The organism is Methylophaga marina (genome assembly GCF_030296755.1).
GTDB classification, from domain to species: Bacteria; Pseudomonadota; Gammaproteobacteria; order Nitrosococcales; family Methylophagaceae; genus Methylophaga; species Methylophaga marina.
Window position 1 is genome coordinate 927,665 of record NZ_AP027741.1, and the last position, 16,527, is coordinate 944,191.

Consider the following 16,527-nt stretch of genomic DNA (forward strand, 5'->3'; position numbering starts at 1 on the left):
GCCTTATATCGACAGGCTTTCTAGTTCAGCCGGTAAAATCTCGCCAAAATCTTCTTCTAAACATTCATCCATGAGTTCATTCCAAGTTTGTTCATTCCACAACTCAAACTTGTTACCTTGACCAATCATCACCATGTTTTTATCAAGGCCTGCAAACTCACGTAATTTAGCGGGTAATAAAATACGGCCATTGCCATCCATTTCACATTCAGTGGCATAACCGAGAAGCATTCTTTTTAATCGACGTACTTGAGGATTCAAACTGGGTAATGCGGAAAGTTTTTCTTCAACAATTTCCCATTCAGGTAATGGGTACAACTGCAAACAATGATCAGAATGATCGATGGTGATGACTAATCGGCCTTCACAACAGACGTCAAGATGCTTGCGGAACTTGGCTGGAACAGCCATCCGTCCTTTTGCATCAAGATTGAAAGTTGCCACGCCTCGAAACACTGGTCATCCTCAAAAAACACGATCCACTAAGATCCACTTTCCCCCACTTGTCGACACTATAGGAGTGCAAATGTCCGAAGTCAAGCCTGTGAATAAACAAAATCCTCTTTTTATGACAATGACTTAGAGACTTTTCATAAAAGTGGGAGAAAATGACTGGAGGTGTTTATCAAGGAGGTCTTTCTTATCAAAAAACTGGCATGTGAAGTTAAAGTAAATTCTAGATTACGTATCTAAAAGACAAAAAAATAACTGCTCAGACAGAAAAATTGACTCTGTCTGCAGCAGTTATTTCGATGATGACATGTTAGGTTGAGACGACCGATAAGCCGGGTTCTGTCGAGGACAATCATTCATCTGGGACTGATGTCGCCATCAGCCTCAAGCAACCTACCCAGGAACAGTACGGGTCGCACATGTCTGCCGAAACAGACGTTCCTCTATTTGGTCTTGCTCCAGGTGGGGTTTACCATGCCACTTCTGTTACCAGAAGCGCGGTGCGCTCTTACCGCACCCTTTCACCCTTACCGAATTGCTTCGGCGGTATACTCTCTGTTGCACTGGCCGTGGGCTCACGCCCCCAGGTGTTACCTGGCACCTTACCCTTTGGAGCCCGGACTTTCCTCACCGATATCACTATCAGTGCGATTGCCAAGTCGTCTCAGTGCGCTATTCTACCTAAAGGCTAAGTTTTCTGCTGTAATTTCAACGCCAGCTGATAGGCTTCATTTTTACTGCCACCAGTGATGTTAGCCACCATCGCTGCCGCTTTTTTGACCGGGAGCTCAGTCAGCAGAATTTGTAGTAGCCGACTGATCTCTTGCTCATCTGCCGTGGTCTCACTCTGACTGCCCTCTATTAATAAAACGCACTCACCACGCTGCTGGTTATCATCCGCTTTTACCCATGCCAGAAGCTCGATTAACGATCGCGTTTCAATAGTCTCGTGAAGTTTCGTTAACTCCCGTGCCAGACAAGCGCGTCGTTGTTCACCAAAAATAAGCACCGCTTCCTCTAGTGCCGACACCAGACGACGTGGACTTTCATAGAATATTAAGGTCCTTGTATCGGACTTAAGCGATTCCATAAACTGTTTACGAGCTGACGATTTAGCAGGCAAAAATCCTTCAAAGCTGAACCGGTCAGAAGCAAGGCCTGACGCAGACAAGGCCGTAATTAAGGCACAACATCCAGGAATGGGAGTAACGCGAATTCCCGCTTCTCTTACCGTCGTCACCAAGCGATAGCCAGGGTCACTGATTAACGGCGTTCCCGCGTCACTGATTAAGGCGACCGACTCACCTCCTAGTAATCGTTGACAGAGAGCATCACTGCGTTGCTGCTCATTATGCTCATGCAAGGATATACTGGGTGTTTGGATGGCATAATGCTGTAACAGATATTTGCTATGCCGTGTATCTTCAGCAGCAATGACATCAACACTTTTCAATACCTCAATCGCTCTTGCTGAAAAATCGTTTAAATTACCGATGGGTGTAGCGACAATGAATAATTGACCTGCTTGGCTCTCGCTCACAGTGTTTCCTTAATCTTAAATACAGTGTGGTCGTAATATACGCGAACAGGTAAGATGATGCCTCCTATGACTAAATTATAGAATGACCTTATGTCCCTGAAACGCAGCTTCTGGTTATCCGCCATTATCCTCCTGAGCTTGACGGCTTGTCAGCCAGTGCAATCACCTATCAGCATGACAAAGCCCGCACAAATTGAAACGCTCTCTTCAGAACTTTCGGGACAATACCGGGAAGCGGCCGAGGAATACGCTCAACTTGCTCTAACAAATGATGGCGCAGAACAAGCGGCCTACCAATTGAAAGCGGCTCAAATGTATTGGCAGTCTGGACAAGTTGAGCAAAGCCAACAATCACTTGAACAGATCAAACTTAGCTTACTCCACCCATCTCGACGCTATGAAGCAGCAATTCTGGGTGCCAATATTGCTCTCTTTAACAGTGATGGCGAGCGAGCCCTAAAAGCACTCAGCAATGTTCAGGAAAAAGACTTAGCCGCTCAGAACCTGAAAAGTGTGCTTAAGCTCCAGGCTGATGCCTATACTCTGACCGGAAACTGGTTAGAAAAAGCTAATACACATCTGAAACTGGAAAAAATCCTGACGGATGCCGACGCGTTAAAGAACAATCGAGAAGCTTTATGGCAGGCATTAATGCAAATGACACCGCAAGCCCTGGACCTATTCAATCCCGGCTATCCACCCGCTGAAGATAGTGGTTGGTTTGCACTGGCCTATAATATAAAAGCGTACCAAGATAACCCGGAAGTGCTGGCTGTCGCACTCGAAGACTGGAAAAGAAGTTATCCCAACCATCCAGCCGATCCTGCGCTTTACCAAAAAACATTAGCCTCCGGCACGCATATACCAAAAGACATCAATAATATTGCTGTTTTATTACCCCATTCTGGTCCATTTGTTGAGGCTGCAAAAATTATCAAGGATGCCATCATTGCGGCACAATATGTCAGCGGCTCAACAGCACAGTTACACTTCTACGACATCGAGACTGATGCCATCAGCGGGCAAAATAATGTGCTAACTCAATATGACGCCGCCGTAGCTGAAGGCGCCAGTGTCGTCATTGGACCTTTACAAAAATCATCAGTAGAAACATTAGCCACCCACCCAGACCTGAGCGTTCCGGTGCTGGCTTTAAATCGCACAGATGATGAGCAGACCTACAAAAATTTGTATCAGTTTGGCCTGGCACCAGAAGATGAAGCCGTCGCTGTTGCCACTTACGCGAAACAATTAGGTTACAAACGCAGCATCGTGCTCGCTCCATCCAATGATTGGGGACAACGCATTACCTCAGCCTTCACTACGCAATGGCGTAAAGAAGGAGGCAGTACATTGATCGTCTCGAACTACAATGAGGCTGAAAATGATTTCAGGGATACACTCATTCCTCTGATGGGCTTGAATGAGAGCGAGCAGCGTTATAAATCCCTTCAGGGCACGCTGGGTCGCTCACTCGACTTTGAACCACGTCGACGTGAAGGTGTGGATTTTTTATTTTTAGTCGCACGCCCACTCAAGGCTCGACAGTTAGTACCTCAGCTCAAATATCACCGCTCTGGTCAATTACCACTGTTGGCTACCTCACATGTGTACAGTGGTCAGGCCGATCCACAACAAAATATTGATTTAAATGATTTGGTCATCAGTGATATTCCTTGGGTATTTGAGGAGTTAGCGAGTGAAGATCCGGTTTACCAATCATTGAAAAATCAGTCGCCAGAGAACTTTACCAGCGCAATACGACTCTATGCTCTTGGCGTTGATGCGTACAAATTGATACCTCAACTCAATACGCTGAGCCGTGATCCAACAAGTTCGATGGAAGGCGCTACTGGCAGCTTATCCATCAATGCACTAGGACACGTCACGCGCAAAATGCGGTGGGGAAAATTTGAACAAGGTGAGCTAAAGCTTATTAAATAATTATGTTTGCCAGGGATAAAGGCCAACAAATAGAACAACAGGTTTCACGGTATCTACAAAAGCAGGGGTTGCGTTTAATCGAACAAAACTACCAATGCCGTGGAGGTGAAATCGATTTAATTATGAAAGAAAAGAATACCTTGGTTTTTGTCGAGGTTCGATTTCGAAAAAATGCACGTTTTGGTTCAGCACTGGAGAGCGTGAACAGGCAAAAGCAGGCAAAAATTATCCTAACAGCCCAACATTACATCCAAACAACAGCCTCATCTGCAGAGCAGTTTAGATTTGATGTTGTTGCCGTAAGGCCAGCTGACTCCTCTTTACAGATTGAATGGGTGAAGAACGCTTTTCAACTTATTTAACTTATAACGATATAAGTACAAGGTTATTACAAGGAAAATCATTATGAACAAACTCAAAAAAGCAGCTTGGTTAGGCTTAGTCATACCTGCCGCTACGTTGTTTCTTCAAGCCTGTGTACCCGTCGTGGCAACAGGTGCGGCTACAGGCGCATCGGTTGCGTATGATCGCCGCACTACGGGGAGTGTAATTGATGATCAAGGCATCGAATTTAAAGCGTCTTACGCCATTTATAACAACAAAGAAATATACAATCAGAGTCATATAAATGTGACCAGCTACAATGGTGTTGTTCTGTTGACGGGCGAAACCCCGAGCGAATCATTGAAGCAAAAAGTGACGGCAGAAGTGAAAGCGATTCCAAAAGTAAGACGCATTCATAACGAATTGGCGATTGCTGCGCCAAGCGCCTTACCATCACGTAGCAGTGATGCCTGGATTACATCAAAAATCAAAGCGAAAATGACCACTGATGAAAACACCGATCCTTTCCACGTTAAAGTTGTGACGGAACGCGGCGTAGTTTATCTGATGGGAATGGTTAGCCATGCTGAAGCAGACCAAGCAGTGAATATTGTAAGAAACTCTGCTGGTGTTCAACGTGTGGTTAAGATATTTGAATACACAGATTAAACTGATTCGAGCAGTCAAAAAAAGGGCTCTTTACGAGCCCTTTTTTTATCAGAATGGTTTAACCACAACCAGAATGACAATAGCGATCAATGCTAGAACAGGTAGCTCATTAAACCAGCGGTAATAGGTATGGCTACGCTCATTTTTATCTGCAGCAAACTTTCTCACCATTGAGCCACAGATTCCATGATAAGCAAATAGCAGTAATACCAAAGTCAGTTTGGCATGCAACCAGCCCATTGATGCAATTTGGTCGAGTGGATAATAACTGACAAGCCAGATACCAAATATGAGAGTCAAAAGTGCGCTGGGCGTCATAATGCCACGGTAAAGTTTTCGCTCCATAATCTTAAAGCGGTCTTTACCAGCTTGATCCTCTGTCATTGCATGGTACACAAATAAACGTGGCAAATAGAACATTGCCGAAAACCATGTCACCACAAAAATAATATGAAGTGCCTTTACCCAAAGCATGGAGTATTCCTCTTACAAAAACAATGATAGTATCAGTTTATAAATAAGGGGGTAGTTATGACCGATTCAACCGCTCAGGATAGACGCCGATTCAGCCGTATACCATTTGATGCTGTCGCCCATATCAATACCGAAAATGGCGATTTGTTTCTTAATTGCCAAATCATTGATATTTCATTAAAAGGTCTTTTAGTTCATAAACCAGGACAATGGCAATCTGCGATTGGTGATAAATGCCGTTTAGATTTATTGCTGGATAACGCACAAGTCATTATCGAAATGGAGACCGTTGTTGCCCATATTGATGATGAGCAGATAGGCTTTGATTGTGAACATATTGGTTTGGATAGCATTACTCATTTGAAACGTTTGATAGAGCTCAATCTGGGTGATGAAGCCATCCTGCATCGTGAATTATCAGCCTTGATAGATGAACATTAAGACGTCATATCCCGAAGAATGCTAATCACTTCTGAAAGATGCTTGACTGCATGAACTTTCATTCCTTTTAAGCCTTTTCTTGGTGCATTCGCTGCCGGAACAACAGCATGAGTAAAACCGTGCTTATTCGCATCTTTGATACGTTCTTCACCAGCTTGCACTGGGCGAATTTCACCCGTCAGGCCAACCTCACCAAACAACACCCAGTCTCTCGGTAAAGGCTTGTTTCTTAAGCTAGAAATAATCGCCGCTAAGACCGCTAAATCTGCGCCTGTTTCACTCAGTTTTACGCCACCAACAACATTAATAAACACATCCTGATCATGACAAGTAATGCCACCATGCCGATGCAAAATAGCCAACAACATGGCTAAGCGATTTTGCTCAAGCCCTACTGTCACCCGCCTCGGATTTCCAAGCGGACTGCTATCTACTAAGGCTTGTACTTCAACGAGCATTGGCCGACTACCTTCTCGTATCACTGTGACAATACTGCCTGGTACCGACTCATCACCCCGAGACAGGAAAATGGCCGACGGGTTACTCACTTCTTTGAGTCCCAGTTCCGTCATACCAAATACACCGAGCTCATTGACTGCACCAAAACGATTTTTTACGGCACGGAGAATTCGAAATCGCGTTGAGGTGTCTCCTTCAAAATACAGTACCGTGTCGACCATGTGCTCAAGTACCCGAGGTCCGGCTAATGCACCTTGTTTTGTCACGTGACCAACGAGAATCATTGTCGTACCACTAGATTTCGCAAACCGAACCAGCTGTGCAGCACTTTCACGCACCTGTGCCACAGTTCCAGGTGCCGACTGTAATAACTCGGTGAACACGGTTTGAATAGAATCAATCACCATCACCTGAGGTTTACGGTTTTTAGCTACCTGAATCATCTGTTCTGCATGGGTTTCAGCTAATAGATCGACCGGTGCCTGCTCTAACTGTAAACGCTCAGCACGTAGCCTGATTTGCTGTAGGGATTCTTCGCCACTGATATAGAGAGGACTGATACCACTGCTGTCAGCCATAGTCGCCATGGCTTGCAATAATAGTGTCGACTTACCAATCCCGGGATCACCACCAATTAAGACGACTGAACCGGTGACTAATCCACCACCGAGCACACGATCAAGTTCTGGTAAACCTGTAGTCCAACGTACAGCCTGTTCTGATGTGACGTCTCCCAGCGCCTGCACTTCACTTTTTTGCTCACCAGCATAGCCAGAATGCTTACTGATTGTGGCTTGTGCGGTTGAAGACGCACTGGAATAAATCTCTTCTTCCAGACTATTCCACGCTCCACAGTCAGAGCATCGTCCCGCCCATTGTGGTGTTTGCGCGCCACACTCTTTGCAAACATAGACCTTTTTGACTTTAGCCATCTTTCACATCCCTGTTAACGCGTTTACTCAAGACAGTGACGAGTTCATAAGGAATGGTGCCAGCATAGTTGGCAATCTCTTCCACCATCAACTCTGAACGTCCCCATAACAACACTTCATCACCGACATTTGCCTGAATACAATCCGTCAGATTGATACAAATCGTATCCATGGAAATACGTCCAATCACCGGACAGCGTTGACCTTGAATAACCACTTCAGACTGGTTAGACAAATGACGACTATAACCATCACCATATCCAATACTGGCGATACCAATGCGGGAAGGTTGCTTCGCCGTCCAGTCGCCACCATAACCAACCTGTTCACCTGTATTGAGGTCATAAGTTGAAATCAACCGTGTGGTTAACTGCATCACTGGCAGTAAGCCATGTTCAGCAGACGTCGTTTCTGCAAATGGAGAAATACCATACAACATTAAACCGGGACGAACCCAGTCCAAGTGTGACTCGGGATAAGCTAACACTGCAGCAGAATTAGACAAACACACTGGCAAGCCCGTTTTTTCTTTCAGACTGAGCATGTGTTCAAGTTGATGTTGATTACGGATGTCACCAACAAGATCAGAGTTTGCAAAATGACTCATCAAGCCGAGCTCATGGTTCATATTGCCTGACGCATGTAAACCACTGATGATTGCCTCAACCTGTTCGGGTCGAATACCAAGACGATGCATACCACTATCAACCATAATCCAGTTAAATTTTAATGGCTGACTCAATGTTATAGAGTTCAATACATCGACTTGGGAGCTTAAATGTATCACTGGCGATAAACTTAGTTGTGCTGCAAGCTGAAAATCATCAGCCGTATTTACACCTTCAAGAATAACTATTGGAAGTGTCACACCTTGCTGTCGAAGTGATACAGCTTCTGAAAGTCTGGCAACAGCAAAGGCATCACTCTGCTTGAGCGCTTCTGCTACAGTAATGACGCCATGTCCATACGCATCAGCTTTGATAACAGACATCACCTTACTGTTTGCAGCCGATTGCTTCGCGCGTGCAAGGTTATGCTGTAAAGCTGGAACAGAAATAGTTGCCGAGGGGAAAGTCAATGCTACTCCTCGCCGTAGCTCGGGTAATTATCCTGATCATCGTAGTAACTTGGGGCAAAATTCTCAAAGCGTGTGTATTTGCCCTGGAATGTCAGCGCCACGGTACCGATTGGGCCATTACGCTGTTTACCAATAATAATTTCGGCCTTACCTTTATCAGGCGAATCCGAATTGTAAACTTCATCACGATAAATGAAGACAATAAGATCGGCATCCTGCTCGATCGCACCAGACTCACGTAAATCCGACATGACTGGACGTTTATTCGGACGTTGCTCCAGGCTTCGGTTCAACTGTGATAAAGCAATTACCGGTACTTCAAGCTCTTTACCTAAGGCTTTCAAAGACCGTGATATTTCAGAAATCTCGGTTGCCCTGTTTTCAGTCGCTTTACCAGCATTACCTTGCATTAATTGCAGATAGTCAATCACGATTAGACTCAAACCATGCTCACGTTTGAGACGTCTGGCTCGTGCACGCAACTCAGTCGGACTCAATGCCGGGGTATCATCAATGAACAGAGGGGCTTCATTCAACAGGGCAATGGCGGATGTCAAACGCGGCCAATCATCGTCATTTAGCTTACCGGTACGTAATCGATGCTGGTCAATTCTGCCCAGAGAAGACAACATACGCATGGCCAATGCATCAGCAGGCATCTCCATACTGAACACCGCTACTGGCTGTTTACTATGTATCGCCCCATTTTCGGCAATATTCATGGCGAAGGTAGTTTTACCCATCGATGGTCGGCCGGCCACAATCACCAAATCCGCTGGTTGCAAACCTGAGGTTTGTTCATCAAAGTCAAGGAATCCGGTCGGAAGACCGGTGATTGCACTATCTTGCTCAAATAAGCTATCAATTCTATCAACAACCTTACTCAAGACATCTTTCACCTGAATAAAGCCGCCACCACGTTTTGCGCCTTTTTCGGCTATTTCAAACACATGACGCTCAGCAATATCGAGCATGTCTTCTTTGCTCATGCCTTCAGGCTTAAACGCCATATTGGCAATACTGTTACCGACTTTGATTAATTGGCGAAGAATAGCGCGTTCGCGCACGATTTCAGCATACGCGGCAATATTGGCAGCACTTGGGGTATTACGAGCTAGCATGCCAAGGTAAGCGAGTTCACCGACCTGATCTAGCTCACCACGTTTATCATGCCACTCAGCCAGTGTAATCACATCAACCGGTTGTGACTGCTCCATTAACTGTGCAATTGCCCGGTAGATTAACTGATGGTCATGACGATAGAAATCTTGCTCAACAAGAAGATCCGCCACTTGTTCCCAGGCAGAGTTATCGAGCATTAATCCGCCAAGCACTGACTGCTCAGCTTCGATTGAATGAGGCGGCACTTTCAGTGCTTCTGTGGCAGAATCCTTAAATGAATCAAAATAATTTAAGTCTTCCACAGTGTTAATAGCCTCTATTTAACTAAGAAACAATTCTCATAGATGAGATGATCACAATAAAAAATGGAGGCCGGGCAGTACACTCAGCCTCCATACTTTTTATTACGCTTCTTCTTGAGCTTTAGCAATAGCTTCAGCTTCTTCCAAAGCTGCTTCTCTTGCTTTTTTCGCTTCTTCCGCTTCTGCTTTTGCTTGCAGTTCAGCTTCTGAGCTTACATTGACTTTAACCACTTCAACCACATCTGCATGCAATTGAATGTCAATGTTGTATTCGCCTGTATGACGTAATGGACCTGTCGGCAAACGAACTTCATTACGGTCAATATCCGCACCAGCAGCATTTAATGCATCAGCAATATCTGCAGCGGTAATTGAACCGAATAATTTACCCTCAACACCAGCGTTAGCCATGATATCCAGAGAACCGGCAGCCACTAATTTTGCTTTACGCGCTTCAGCTTCAGCTAATACTTTTGCTGCTGCTGCTTCGAGATCTGCACGACGTGCTTCAAACTTTTCTCTGTTTTGCTTAGTTGCAGGTAACGCTTTACCTTTAGGTACTAAGAAGTTACGTCCGAAACCAGACTTAACACTCACTTCATCGCCCAGATTACCAAGCTTTTGAACTTTTTCTAGCAATATAACTTGCATCGTTCTACCCTCATACGCAATCAGATGATTGCTTATTCAAATACCCGTACCACTCTTTTCAGAGCGAGCACGTAAATTAAACCACTGATCTATTACACCAAGACTGGCTAGTATCATTACCATTTGTGGCAACATAATCACAAGCAAAACATAGATTGTAATCAACCACGCTTTACTTTTTTGTTTTATCGTCACAATAGCATGCACGATAGCCAATCCCTGAATACCAAACACCACCAGCATCACAGGCAAGCAATCCATTAGCCAAGGCACATAACGACCAAAAGTAGTTAATGCCATAGCCATGAGTACTGCTGTAAAAACAGCAGGTGCTTTACCTAAGCGCAACTGTTTAAACTCTGTGCCAAAGGCACCTGGATTATAGAGCTGAGACTGCCAAGCCCGACCGATAATAATGCCTAAAATTGCATTCAGACAGACTCCTGCCGCGACTAATCCCGTCATCAACCCCGATAACCGTATGCTTACTTGTTCAGTCTGCGCAGCATTTAACTGCCAGCTGGGCTGTTGACTTAAATTGTCAATAAAGGGCCTCAACATTTGCTGCCACCATGAGGCGGTATCAGGGATAAACACATGCATCAATAGTACAACTAAAATGCCCAGTCCACTTGCCGTCAACAGTGACAGCGCAAATGAACGTGTGTAACCCAGAACCAGTGTTACCAGATAAACAGGTAACCAACTGGTCAGCAAGACTAAACCTGCAACCCATAATTGCCCGACCAAAAATCCAGCCAAAAGAGCAAACACAGCCAGTGTTGCCAAGATGACCCTCACACCTTCGCGTGGGCCCATTCTCAGTGTTGTTAACGAAATCACCCCACTCGATAAATAATTCAGAGGAGGAAAGATAATCGCTAACGCAGACAATACCGCTGTCGTTGCCGCCGCTTTCCAGCGGCCCTGCATGGCATAGGAGGCAATAGCTTTAAACAGCATAGCTGATATGTTTAGTTGCTTAGATCAAGACAATTATTTATGCATGTCGCAGTATGGCAACAATGCTAGGAAACGCGCACGCTTCACACAAGTTGAAAGCTGACGCTGGTAGCGTGCTTTAGTACCTGTGATACGGCTTGGTACGATTTTTCCGGTTTCAGTGATGTAGTTTTTTAACAAATTTACATCTTTATAATCGATTTGTTTAATGCCTTCGGCAGTAAAGCGACAAAATTTTCTACGTCTAAAAAAACGTGCCATTATAAATTCTCCTAAAAGTCTGCAGCAGTATTAAGCTGATTTTTTCTCGTCTTCTTTTTGCATCATAGGTGAAGCTTCAGTTACGGCTTCTTCCATGTTGACAACAAGATGACGAATAACAGCGTCGTTGAAACGGAATGCAGTTGTCACTTCATTCAGTTGTTCAACACCACATTCAACATTCATAAGAACATAATGCGCTTTGTGTACTTTATTGATTGGATAAGCAAGTTGACGGCGACCCCAATCTTCTAAACGATGGATTTGACCACCTTCGCTTGTCAGTGTTTGGGTATAGCGCTCGATCATGCCAGGCACTTGTTCACTCTGATCAGGGTGGACCAGAAACACAATTTCGTAATGTCTCATTTGAGCTCCTCACGGTTTAAACAGCTTTATGGTCTTAGCCACAAAGCAAGGAGTTTTGCTTCTCTGAAAAATCAGAATTAAAGCAATCGAACATTTTACTTGAATTCAGATACTTATCACAAGCCACGTTGACGAAATGCTTCGAATAAACAGACACCAGCTGCCACTGAGACATTGAGACTTTCCGCTTCACCCTGCATAGGAATAAAGACCACCTCATCGCAGTTTTCACGAGTTAGGCGACGAATTCCCTTACCTTCCGCGCCAAGCACAATGGCCAGAGGTCCTGTCAGTTTGGTTTGATAAAGACTGGTTTCACTCTCGCCTGAAGTCCCTATAAGCCACACCCCTCTTTGCTGAAGCTCTTGCATCAACCGCGCAATATTGGTGACCTGAACAAAAGGTAAGCGCTCAGCTGATCCACTAGAAATTTTTATCGCGGTTGCTGTTAAACCAGATGCGCGGTCTTTAGGTGCAATAACTGCATGCGCACCCGAGGCTTCGGCTGTACGTAGACAGGCTCCGAGATTATGTGGATCTTGCACACCATCAAGAATCAGCAACAATGGTGGTTCATCGAGATTTTCGAGTAAGTCGAATAAACCTTTTTCATCGAGACTTTCTAAAGGTCGACACTTCGCCACGCAGCCCTGATGTTGCACATCCGGTGCGAGTTTTTCGAGTGTTTCACGTTCTGAATGATGAACAACAACTCCTTGTTCCTGCGCTGCATTCAGAACATTCTCAACACGACTATCGTGACGTTCGGCAGCAAGCCATATTTCCTTAACTCGGCTGACAGGCACGTCAAGTGCGGCCTGCACAGCGTGCAGGCCAAAGATGATATCCGGATCAATCGGGGCGTGATGTGCCGTTTTATTTTTACGGCGTTTGATAGGCTTCAGACTCTTGTCCTTCAATAACGGGTTTAACGAATAGTTCAACACGACGATTTAATTGCCGTCCTGCTTCCGTGTCATTTGTTGCTCGCGGCTCACTTTCGCCCTTGCCGATAGCAAATAAACGATCAGATGACACGCCTTCCGCTGATAAATAATCAACAACAGACTGCGCTCTTCGCTCTGATAGTTTCATATTGTAACTTTCTGAACCGACGCTGTCTGTATGGCCCACGACATGAATAATGGTATTTGGATATCGCTGTAAGATGTCCGCCACTTTATTCAATGTCGGCGTAAATGCTGACTTCAATGATGCACTGTCAAAATCAAATGAGACTTCGCTAGAAATATCAATTTTGAGGGTTTCGTTTTCTAATTGCTGGATTTTCAACTCATTGCGAGCTTGCTCATCAGCTAATGCTGCTTCCATTTCCTTCTGCTGTTTATCCATGTAATAACCCACACCGCCACCAGCTAATGCACCCACGGCAGCACCTGCTAACACACCACCTGTACCGTCATCTACCGCATAGCCTAATAATGCACCTGCGGCAGCACCTACAGCGGCACCTGTTTTTGTTTTTTGATTAGGGTCATTGGCAGCACAACCACTGAGAGTTGCCGCTATGAGTGAGGCCAATACAATTTTTTTCATCTCATTTTCTCCTAGAGAATTTTATGGATTTCTAGACCGTAGACCGGTTGCTGATTATACTTGTTCCGATAGTTTCAATCTTTACAGGTAGCAAATGGGTACTGAATTTATTCCTATCAATATCGCTATTTTGACAATATCTGATACACGAACGAAAGACAATGATGCCTCTGGTGACGTGTTGCAGGATAAGGCCACTGCCGATGGCCATAATGTCAGCTACAGAGATATCGTGGCCGATGATACTTATCGCATAAGAGCTGTTATTTCGCAGTGGTTAGTTAATGATGATATCGACGCCATCATCACGACAGGCGGCACCGGCCTTACAGGACGAGATGGTACGCCAGAGGCCGTGAAAGTTTTGTTTGATAAAGAGATTGAAGGCTTTGGTGAATTATTTCGTGCACGTTCGTATGATGTTATCAAAACATCTACAGTACAGAGTCGAGCTATTGCCGGTTTAGCTAATGGGAAATTTATTTTTTGCCTGCCTGGCTCCAAAGGGGCCTGCATAACAGGCTGGGATGAGATTCTCCACGATCAGTTAAATGCCAGCCATAAACCATGTAACTTTATCGACCTGATACCTCGTCTATTAGAAAAATAATGATAGTCATCCAATACACAACGGCTGGATGTCATTTATGTGAACAAGCTTTAGCGCTGCTGGAAGAAACATCCAAAATAAATGATATCAACATCAAGCTTGTTGAAATTGGTGATGATGATAATTTGGTCAACCAGTTCGGTGTGCATATACCTGTTGTCGAGTTTCCTGATCAGCAACGACTATACTGGCCGTTTGATCTGACTGAGCTTAACCAGAAAATTCAAGAACAATCATCTTCTTACACGTAAACTTCACATCGATAAAATTAAGCTCAGATAAGATTATTATCGGAGCTGATAATGCCAGTGAAACTCATAACCATCGTGTTCGTCCTCAGTGCTTTGTTGACCAATATGGCGACTGCAGGTCAATATCCAAAAGCACCGGGTGTTCGTTATGATGTCGGTGGATATAAACTGCACATGCTCTGTAAAGGCAAAGGCGTTCCCACTGTTCTTATCGATACCGGATTGGGAGACGACTCAACTGCCTGGTTCGATATTCAAAACGATATGGCCAAAACCACTCAAACCTGTGTTTACGATAGAGCAGGCTACGGCTGGAGTGATACAGGCCCTCAACCTCGCACCAGTGTAAGAATCGCTAATGAGTTAGAGCTCTTGGTCAACAAAGCTAATCTGCAAGGTCCGTTTATCCTGGTTGGCCATTCATTTGGTGGATATAATATGCGGGTGTTTGCAGCCAATAATCCTGACAACGTTAGTGGTATAGTGCTTGTCGATGCCTCTCATGAAAACCAATACGAACAACTCAATATTAAATTGCCGCAAAACTACGACCGAAAGAGAAACATCATCATCCTGCCAAAACCATCCAGTGATCTGCTCACGGCTGAGCAGTCGATGCTGAAAGAACGAGCCATAAATGCAGCACGAACCGAAATTTCCTCACTTTACCAAAGTGCGTTGCAAGTCAAGCATCTCGAGCATCTGCCAGATGTGCCTTTGGTTGTCATCAGTCGCGGTCAAAGCGAATGGCAAGGCCAAAAGGATGGTGAAAGTCGCGAAAAGATCTGGGTCCACCTGCAACAGGAGTTATGGAAGTTAACGCCTCACAGCCAGCACCTGTTTGCGTTTCAGAGTGGCCATGATATTCACCTTCATCAACCTGACATTATCACAAGTGCGATTGTCGATATGGTATCAACCAGTCAAGTTATGCATTGAAGAGCAAACTGGCTATACTGTGTTCCTTTTCTAAAGACACAGCATGACAATTCAGTTTGTAAATACACAAGCCGGTCTTGAAACACTCTGCCAACAGCTAGCCGACAGTGACTGGCTTGCCGTTGATACCGAATTCCATCGCGAAAAGACCTACTTTCCACAACTATGCTTAATCCAAGTGGCGAACCATGATGTTATCGCCTGTGTGGATCCACTAGCAATTGAAGACCTCTCACCGTTAATGGCATTATTTTACTCTGATGACATGACCATTGTTTTTCATGCGGCAAGACAGGATTTAGAATTATTTTTCTTGATGCAGAATGCACTTCCACCAAAAGTGTTTGATACACAACTCGCGGCAACGGTTCTCGGCTATGGTGATCAAATTGGTTATGGCAATTTGGTTAAACAATGTCTAGGCATTGAACTTGATAAAGGTCAAGCCAGAACAGACTGGCGACAACGGCCTCTTTCTGATGCCCAAGTCGAGTATGCCGCTGATGATGTTCGCTATCTTCGACAAGTTTATTTACAACTCCTTGATGAACTTAACAGAACAGGTCGTGTGGAGTGGTTAAGTGATGACTTTGCGGCATTAACTGCAATAGAAACCTATCAGGAAGATCCACAACAAAGCTGGCTAAGGGTGAAAGGTGCTGGCAGATTAAAAAGTCAGCAACTTGTCATACTGCAAGAACTTGGCGCTTGGCGTGAGAAACGGGCCATTGAGCTTGATTTACCTCGTCGCTGGATTTTGAAAGATGATGTGATGCTCGACTTAGCTCGCTTCGCGCCAATGACGCTCGAGGCAATGAAAAAATTCGTGGCCTAGAAGCGCGTGATATAGACCGGTATGGCAACACCATCATCAAAGTCATCACCGCAGCAAAAGATATTCCGAAAGAAAAGTGGCCTGTATTGAAACGACCTTCAGCGCTTAGTAATCAGCAAGAAGCACTGATTGATGCGTTGATGGCATTATTAAGAAAAAGTTGTGATGAACAATCCATCACCCCTTCTGCAGTGGCCACACGTAAAGATATTGAATCATTGGTGCGGGGCCAGGATTGTGCTTTATTACATGGCTGGCGCTATAAAATTATTGGGCATACCTTGCATGCATTCATGCGAGGAAAAATCAGTATTCAGGCCCACCCTACCCATCTAGAAATAAAGGAAAGTTAA

At 44.8% G+C, this 16,527-nt stretch carries 21 protein-coding genes and 1 other RNA gene; 9 read left to right on the forward strand and 13 right to left on the reverse strand.

Going from position 1 to position 16,527, the window contains the following annotated elements; all coding sequences use genetic code 11:
* Window positions 1-3: 3 nt before the first annotated feature.
* From mraZ to rsmI, 3 genes are all read right to left on the reverse strand, one after another.
* Entirely contained in the window at window positions 4-456 is a 453-nt protein-coding gene (gene mraZ, locus QUE24_RS04690; protein ID WP_286305486.1) for a division/cell wall cluster transcriptional repressor MraZ, read from the reverse strand.
* Window positions 457-765: 309 nt separating this feature from the next.
* An RNA gene (gene rnpB / locus QUE24_RS04695) (RNase P RNA component class A) lies at window positions 766-1,120 on the reverse strand.
* Between the two features lie 21 nt (window positions 1,121-1,141).
* Complete coding sequence (gene rsmI / locus QUE24_RS04700; protein WP_286305487.1) at window positions 1,142-1,993, reverse strand: 16S rRNA (cytidine(1402)-2'-O)-methyltransferase; 852 nt, start codon at window positions 1,991-1,993, stop codon at window positions 1,142-1,144.
* A 90-nt stretch (window positions 1,994-2,083) separates the two neighbouring features.
* On the opposite strand from rsmI, the gene QUE24_RS04705 reads away from it, so the two are divergent.
* From QUE24_RS04705 to QUE24_RS04715, 3 genes are read left to right on the forward strand one after another with little or no spacing between them, the layout of a single operon-like run.
* Window positions 2,084-3,937 (forward strand): penicillin-binding protein activator, encoded by a 1,854-nt coding sequence (locus tag QUE24_RS04705; protein WP_286305488.1) that lies wholly within the window; start codon window positions 2,084-2,086, stop codon window positions 3,935-3,937.
* A 2-nt stretch (window positions 3,938-3,939) separates the two neighbouring features.
* Window positions 3,940-4,299: a YraN family protein gene (locus tag QUE24_RS04710; RefSeq protein WP_286305489.1), complete on the forward strand. Its 360-nt coding sequence runs from the start codon at window positions 3,940-3,942 to the stop codon at window positions 4,297-4,299.
* Window positions 4,300-4,342: 43 nt separating this feature from the next.
* Window positions 4,343-4,930, forward strand: a complete 588-nt coding sequence (locus tag QUE24_RS04715) for a BON domain-containing protein (protein WP_286305490.1) — start codon at window positions 4,343-4,345, stop codon at window positions 4,928-4,930.
* A 48-nt stretch (window positions 4,931-4,978) separates the two neighbouring features.
* Here the strand turns inward: QUE24_RS04715 and hemJ are convergent, their stop codons facing one another.
* Window positions 4,979-5,404 carry a protoporphyrinogen oxidase HemJ gene (gene hemJ / locus QUE24_RS04720; protein WP_286305491.1) on the reverse strand — a complete coding sequence of 142 codons (426 nt, stop codon included), beginning with the start codon at window positions 5,402-5,404 and terminating at the stop codon, window positions 4,979-4,981.
* A 57-nt stretch (window positions 5,405-5,461) separates the two neighbouring features.
* Here hemJ and QUE24_RS04725 point away from each other — a divergent pair, with 57 nt between their 5' ends.
* Window positions 5,462-5,845, forward strand: coding sequence for a PilZ domain-containing protein (locus QUE24_RS04725; protein WP_286305492.1), 384 nt, complete (start codon window positions 5,462-5,464; stop codon window positions 5,843-5,845).
* Here the strand turns inward: QUE24_RS04725 and radA are convergent.
* From radA to QUE24_RS04770, 9 genes are all read right to left on the reverse strand, one after another.
* Entirely contained in the window at window positions 5,842-7,236 is a 1,395-nt protein-coding gene (gene radA / locus QUE24_RS04730; protein WP_286305493.1) for a DNA repair protein RadA, read from the reverse strand. The genes QUE24_RS04725 and radA overlap by 4 nt on opposite strands.
* Window positions 7,229-8,314 carry an alanine racemase gene (gene alr, locus QUE24_RS04735; RefSeq protein WP_286305494.1) on the reverse strand — a complete coding sequence of 362 codons (1,086 nt, stop codon included), beginning with the start codon at window positions 8,312-8,314 and terminating at the stop codon, window positions 7,229-7,231. Before alr ends, radA begins: the two co-directional genes overlap by 8 nt.
* 2 nt (window positions 8,315-8,316) lie before the next feature.
* Window positions 8,317-9,738: a replicative DNA helicase gene (gene dnaB / locus QUE24_RS04740; protein ID WP_286305495.1), complete on the reverse strand. Its 1,422-nt coding sequence runs from the start codon at window positions 9,736-9,738 to the stop codon at window positions 8,317-8,319.
* Between the two features lie 102 nt (window positions 9,739-9,840).
* Entirely contained in the window at window positions 9,841-10,389 is a 549-nt protein-coding gene (rplI, locus tag QUE24_RS04745) for a 50S ribosomal protein L9 (protein WP_343749465.1), read from the reverse strand.
* Between the two features lie 36 nt (window positions 10,390-10,425).
* Entirely contained in the window at window positions 10,426-11,352 is a 927-nt protein-coding gene (locus tag QUE24_RS04750; RefSeq protein WP_286305496.1) for a YybS family protein, read from the reverse strand.
* A 33-nt stretch (window positions 11,353-11,385) separates the two neighbouring features.
* Window positions 11,386-11,613 carry a 30S ribosomal protein S18 gene (rpsR, locus tag QUE24_RS04755; protein WP_007146026.1) on the reverse strand — a complete coding sequence of 76 codons (228 nt, stop codon included), beginning with the start codon at window positions 11,611-11,613 and terminating at the stop codon, window positions 11,386-11,388.
* A 30-nt stretch (window positions 11,614-11,643) separates the two neighbouring features.
* Window positions 11,644-11,982, reverse strand: a complete 339-nt coding sequence (rpsF, locus tag QUE24_RS04760; protein WP_286305497.1) for a 30S ribosomal protein S6 — start codon at window positions 11,980-11,982, stop codon at window positions 11,644-11,646.
* Window positions 11,983-12,098: 116 nt separating this feature from the next.
* Complete coding sequence (gene rlmB / locus QUE24_RS04765) at window positions 12,099-12,839, reverse strand: 23S rRNA (guanosine(2251)-2'-O)-methyltransferase RlmB (RefSeq protein WP_286306071.1); 741 nt, start codon at window positions 12,837-12,839, stop codon at window positions 12,099-12,101.
* A 25-nt stretch (window positions 12,840-12,864) separates the two neighbouring features.
* Complete coding sequence (locus tag QUE24_RS04770) at window positions 12,865-13,539, reverse strand: YiaD family glycine zipper/OmpA-like lipoprotein (RefSeq protein ID WP_286305498.1); 675 nt, start codon at window positions 13,537-13,539, stop codon at window positions 12,865-12,867.
* A 94-nt stretch (window positions 13,540-13,633) separates the two neighbouring features.
* Between QUE24_RS04770 and moaB the strand changes: the two genes are divergently transcribed.
* From moaB to QUE24_RS04795, 5 genes are all read left to right on the forward strand, one after another.
* Entirely contained in the window at window positions 13,634-14,149 is a 516-nt protein-coding gene (gene moaB, locus QUE24_RS04775; RefSeq protein WP_286305499.1) for a molybdenum cofactor biosynthesis protein B, read from the forward strand.
* Window positions 14,149-14,400, forward strand: a complete 252-nt coding sequence (locus tag QUE24_RS04780; protein ID WP_286305500.1) for a glutaredoxin family protein — start codon at window positions 14,149-14,151, stop codon at window positions 14,398-14,400. Before moaB ends, QUE24_RS04780 begins: the two co-directional genes overlap by 1 nt.
* A gap of 51 nt (window positions 14,401-14,451) precedes the next feature.
* On the forward strand, window positions 14,452-15,339 hold the full coding sequence (locus QUE24_RS04785; RefSeq protein WP_286305501.1) for an alpha/beta fold hydrolase: 888 nt from the start codon (window positions 14,452-14,454) through the stop codon (window positions 15,337-15,339).
* Window positions 15,340-15,382: 43 nt separating this feature from the next.
* Window positions 15,383-16,174, forward strand: coding sequence for a ribonuclease D (gene rnd, locus QUE24_RS04790; RefSeq protein WP_286305502.1), 792 nt, complete (start codon window positions 15,383-15,385; stop codon window positions 16,172-16,174).
* A gap of 86 nt (window positions 16,175-16,260) precedes the next feature.
* Complete coding sequence (locus tag QUE24_RS04795) at window positions 16,261-16,527, forward strand: hypothetical protein (RefSeq protein ID WP_286305503.1); 267 nt, start codon at window positions 16,261-16,263, stop codon at window positions 16,525-16,527.

Coding starts and splice junctions, on each gene's coding strand:
- QUE24_RS04705 (WP_286305488.1), top strand. CDS start 2,084: ATGTCCCTGAAACGCAGCTTCTGGTTATCCGCCATTATCCTCCTGAGC.
- QUE24_RS04710 (WP_286305489.1), top strand. CDS start 3,940: ATGTTTGCCAGGGATAAAGGCCAACAAATAGAACAACAGGTTTCACGG.
- QUE24_RS04715 (WP_286305490.1), top strand. CDS start 4,343: ATGAACAAACTCAAAAAAGCAGCTTGGTTAGGCTTAGTCATACCTGCC.
- hemJ (WP_286305491.1), bottom strand. CDS start 5,404: ATGCTTTGGGTAAAGGCACTTCATATTATTTTTGTGGTGACATGGTTT.
- QUE24_RS04725 (WP_286305492.1), top strand. CDS start 5,462: ATGACCGATTCAACCGCTCAGGATAGACGCCGATTCAGCCGTATACCA.
- radA (WP_286305493.1), bottom strand. CDS start 7,236: ATGGCTAAAGTCAAAAAGGTCTATGTTTGCAAAGAGTGTGGCGCGCAA.
- rplI (WP_343749465.1), bottom strand. CDS start 10,389: ATGCAAGTTATATTGCTAGAAAAAGTTCAAAAGCTTGGTAATCTGGGC.
- QUE24_RS04750 (WP_286305496.1), bottom strand. CDS start 11,352: ATGCTGTTTAAAGCTATTGCCTCCTATGCCATGCAGGGCCGCTGGAAA.
- rpsR (WP_007146026.1), bottom strand. CDS start 11,613: ATGGCACGTTTTTTTAGACGTAGAAAATTTTGTCGCTTTACTGCCGAA.
- rpsF (WP_286305497.1), bottom strand. CDS start 11,982: ATGAGACATTACGAAATTGTGTTTCTGGTCCACCCTGATCAGAGTGAA.
- QUE24_RS04770 (WP_286305498.1), bottom strand. CDS start 13,539: ATGAAAAAAATTGTATTGGCCTCACTCATAGCGGCAACTCTCAGTGGT.
- moaB (WP_286305499.1), top strand. CDS start 13,634: ATGGGTACTGAATTTATTCCTATCAATATCGCTATTTTGACAATATCT.
- QUE24_RS04780 (WP_286305500.1), top strand. CDS start 14,149: ATGATAGTCATCCAATACACAACGGCTGGATGTCATTTATGTGAACAA.
- QUE24_RS04785 (WP_286305501.1), top strand. CDS start 14,452: ATGCCAGTGAAACTCATAACCATCGTGTTCGTCCTCAGTGCTTTGTTG.
- rnd (WP_286305502.1), top strand. CDS start 15,383: ATGACAATTCAGTTTGTAAATACACAAGCCGGTCTTGAAACACTCTGC.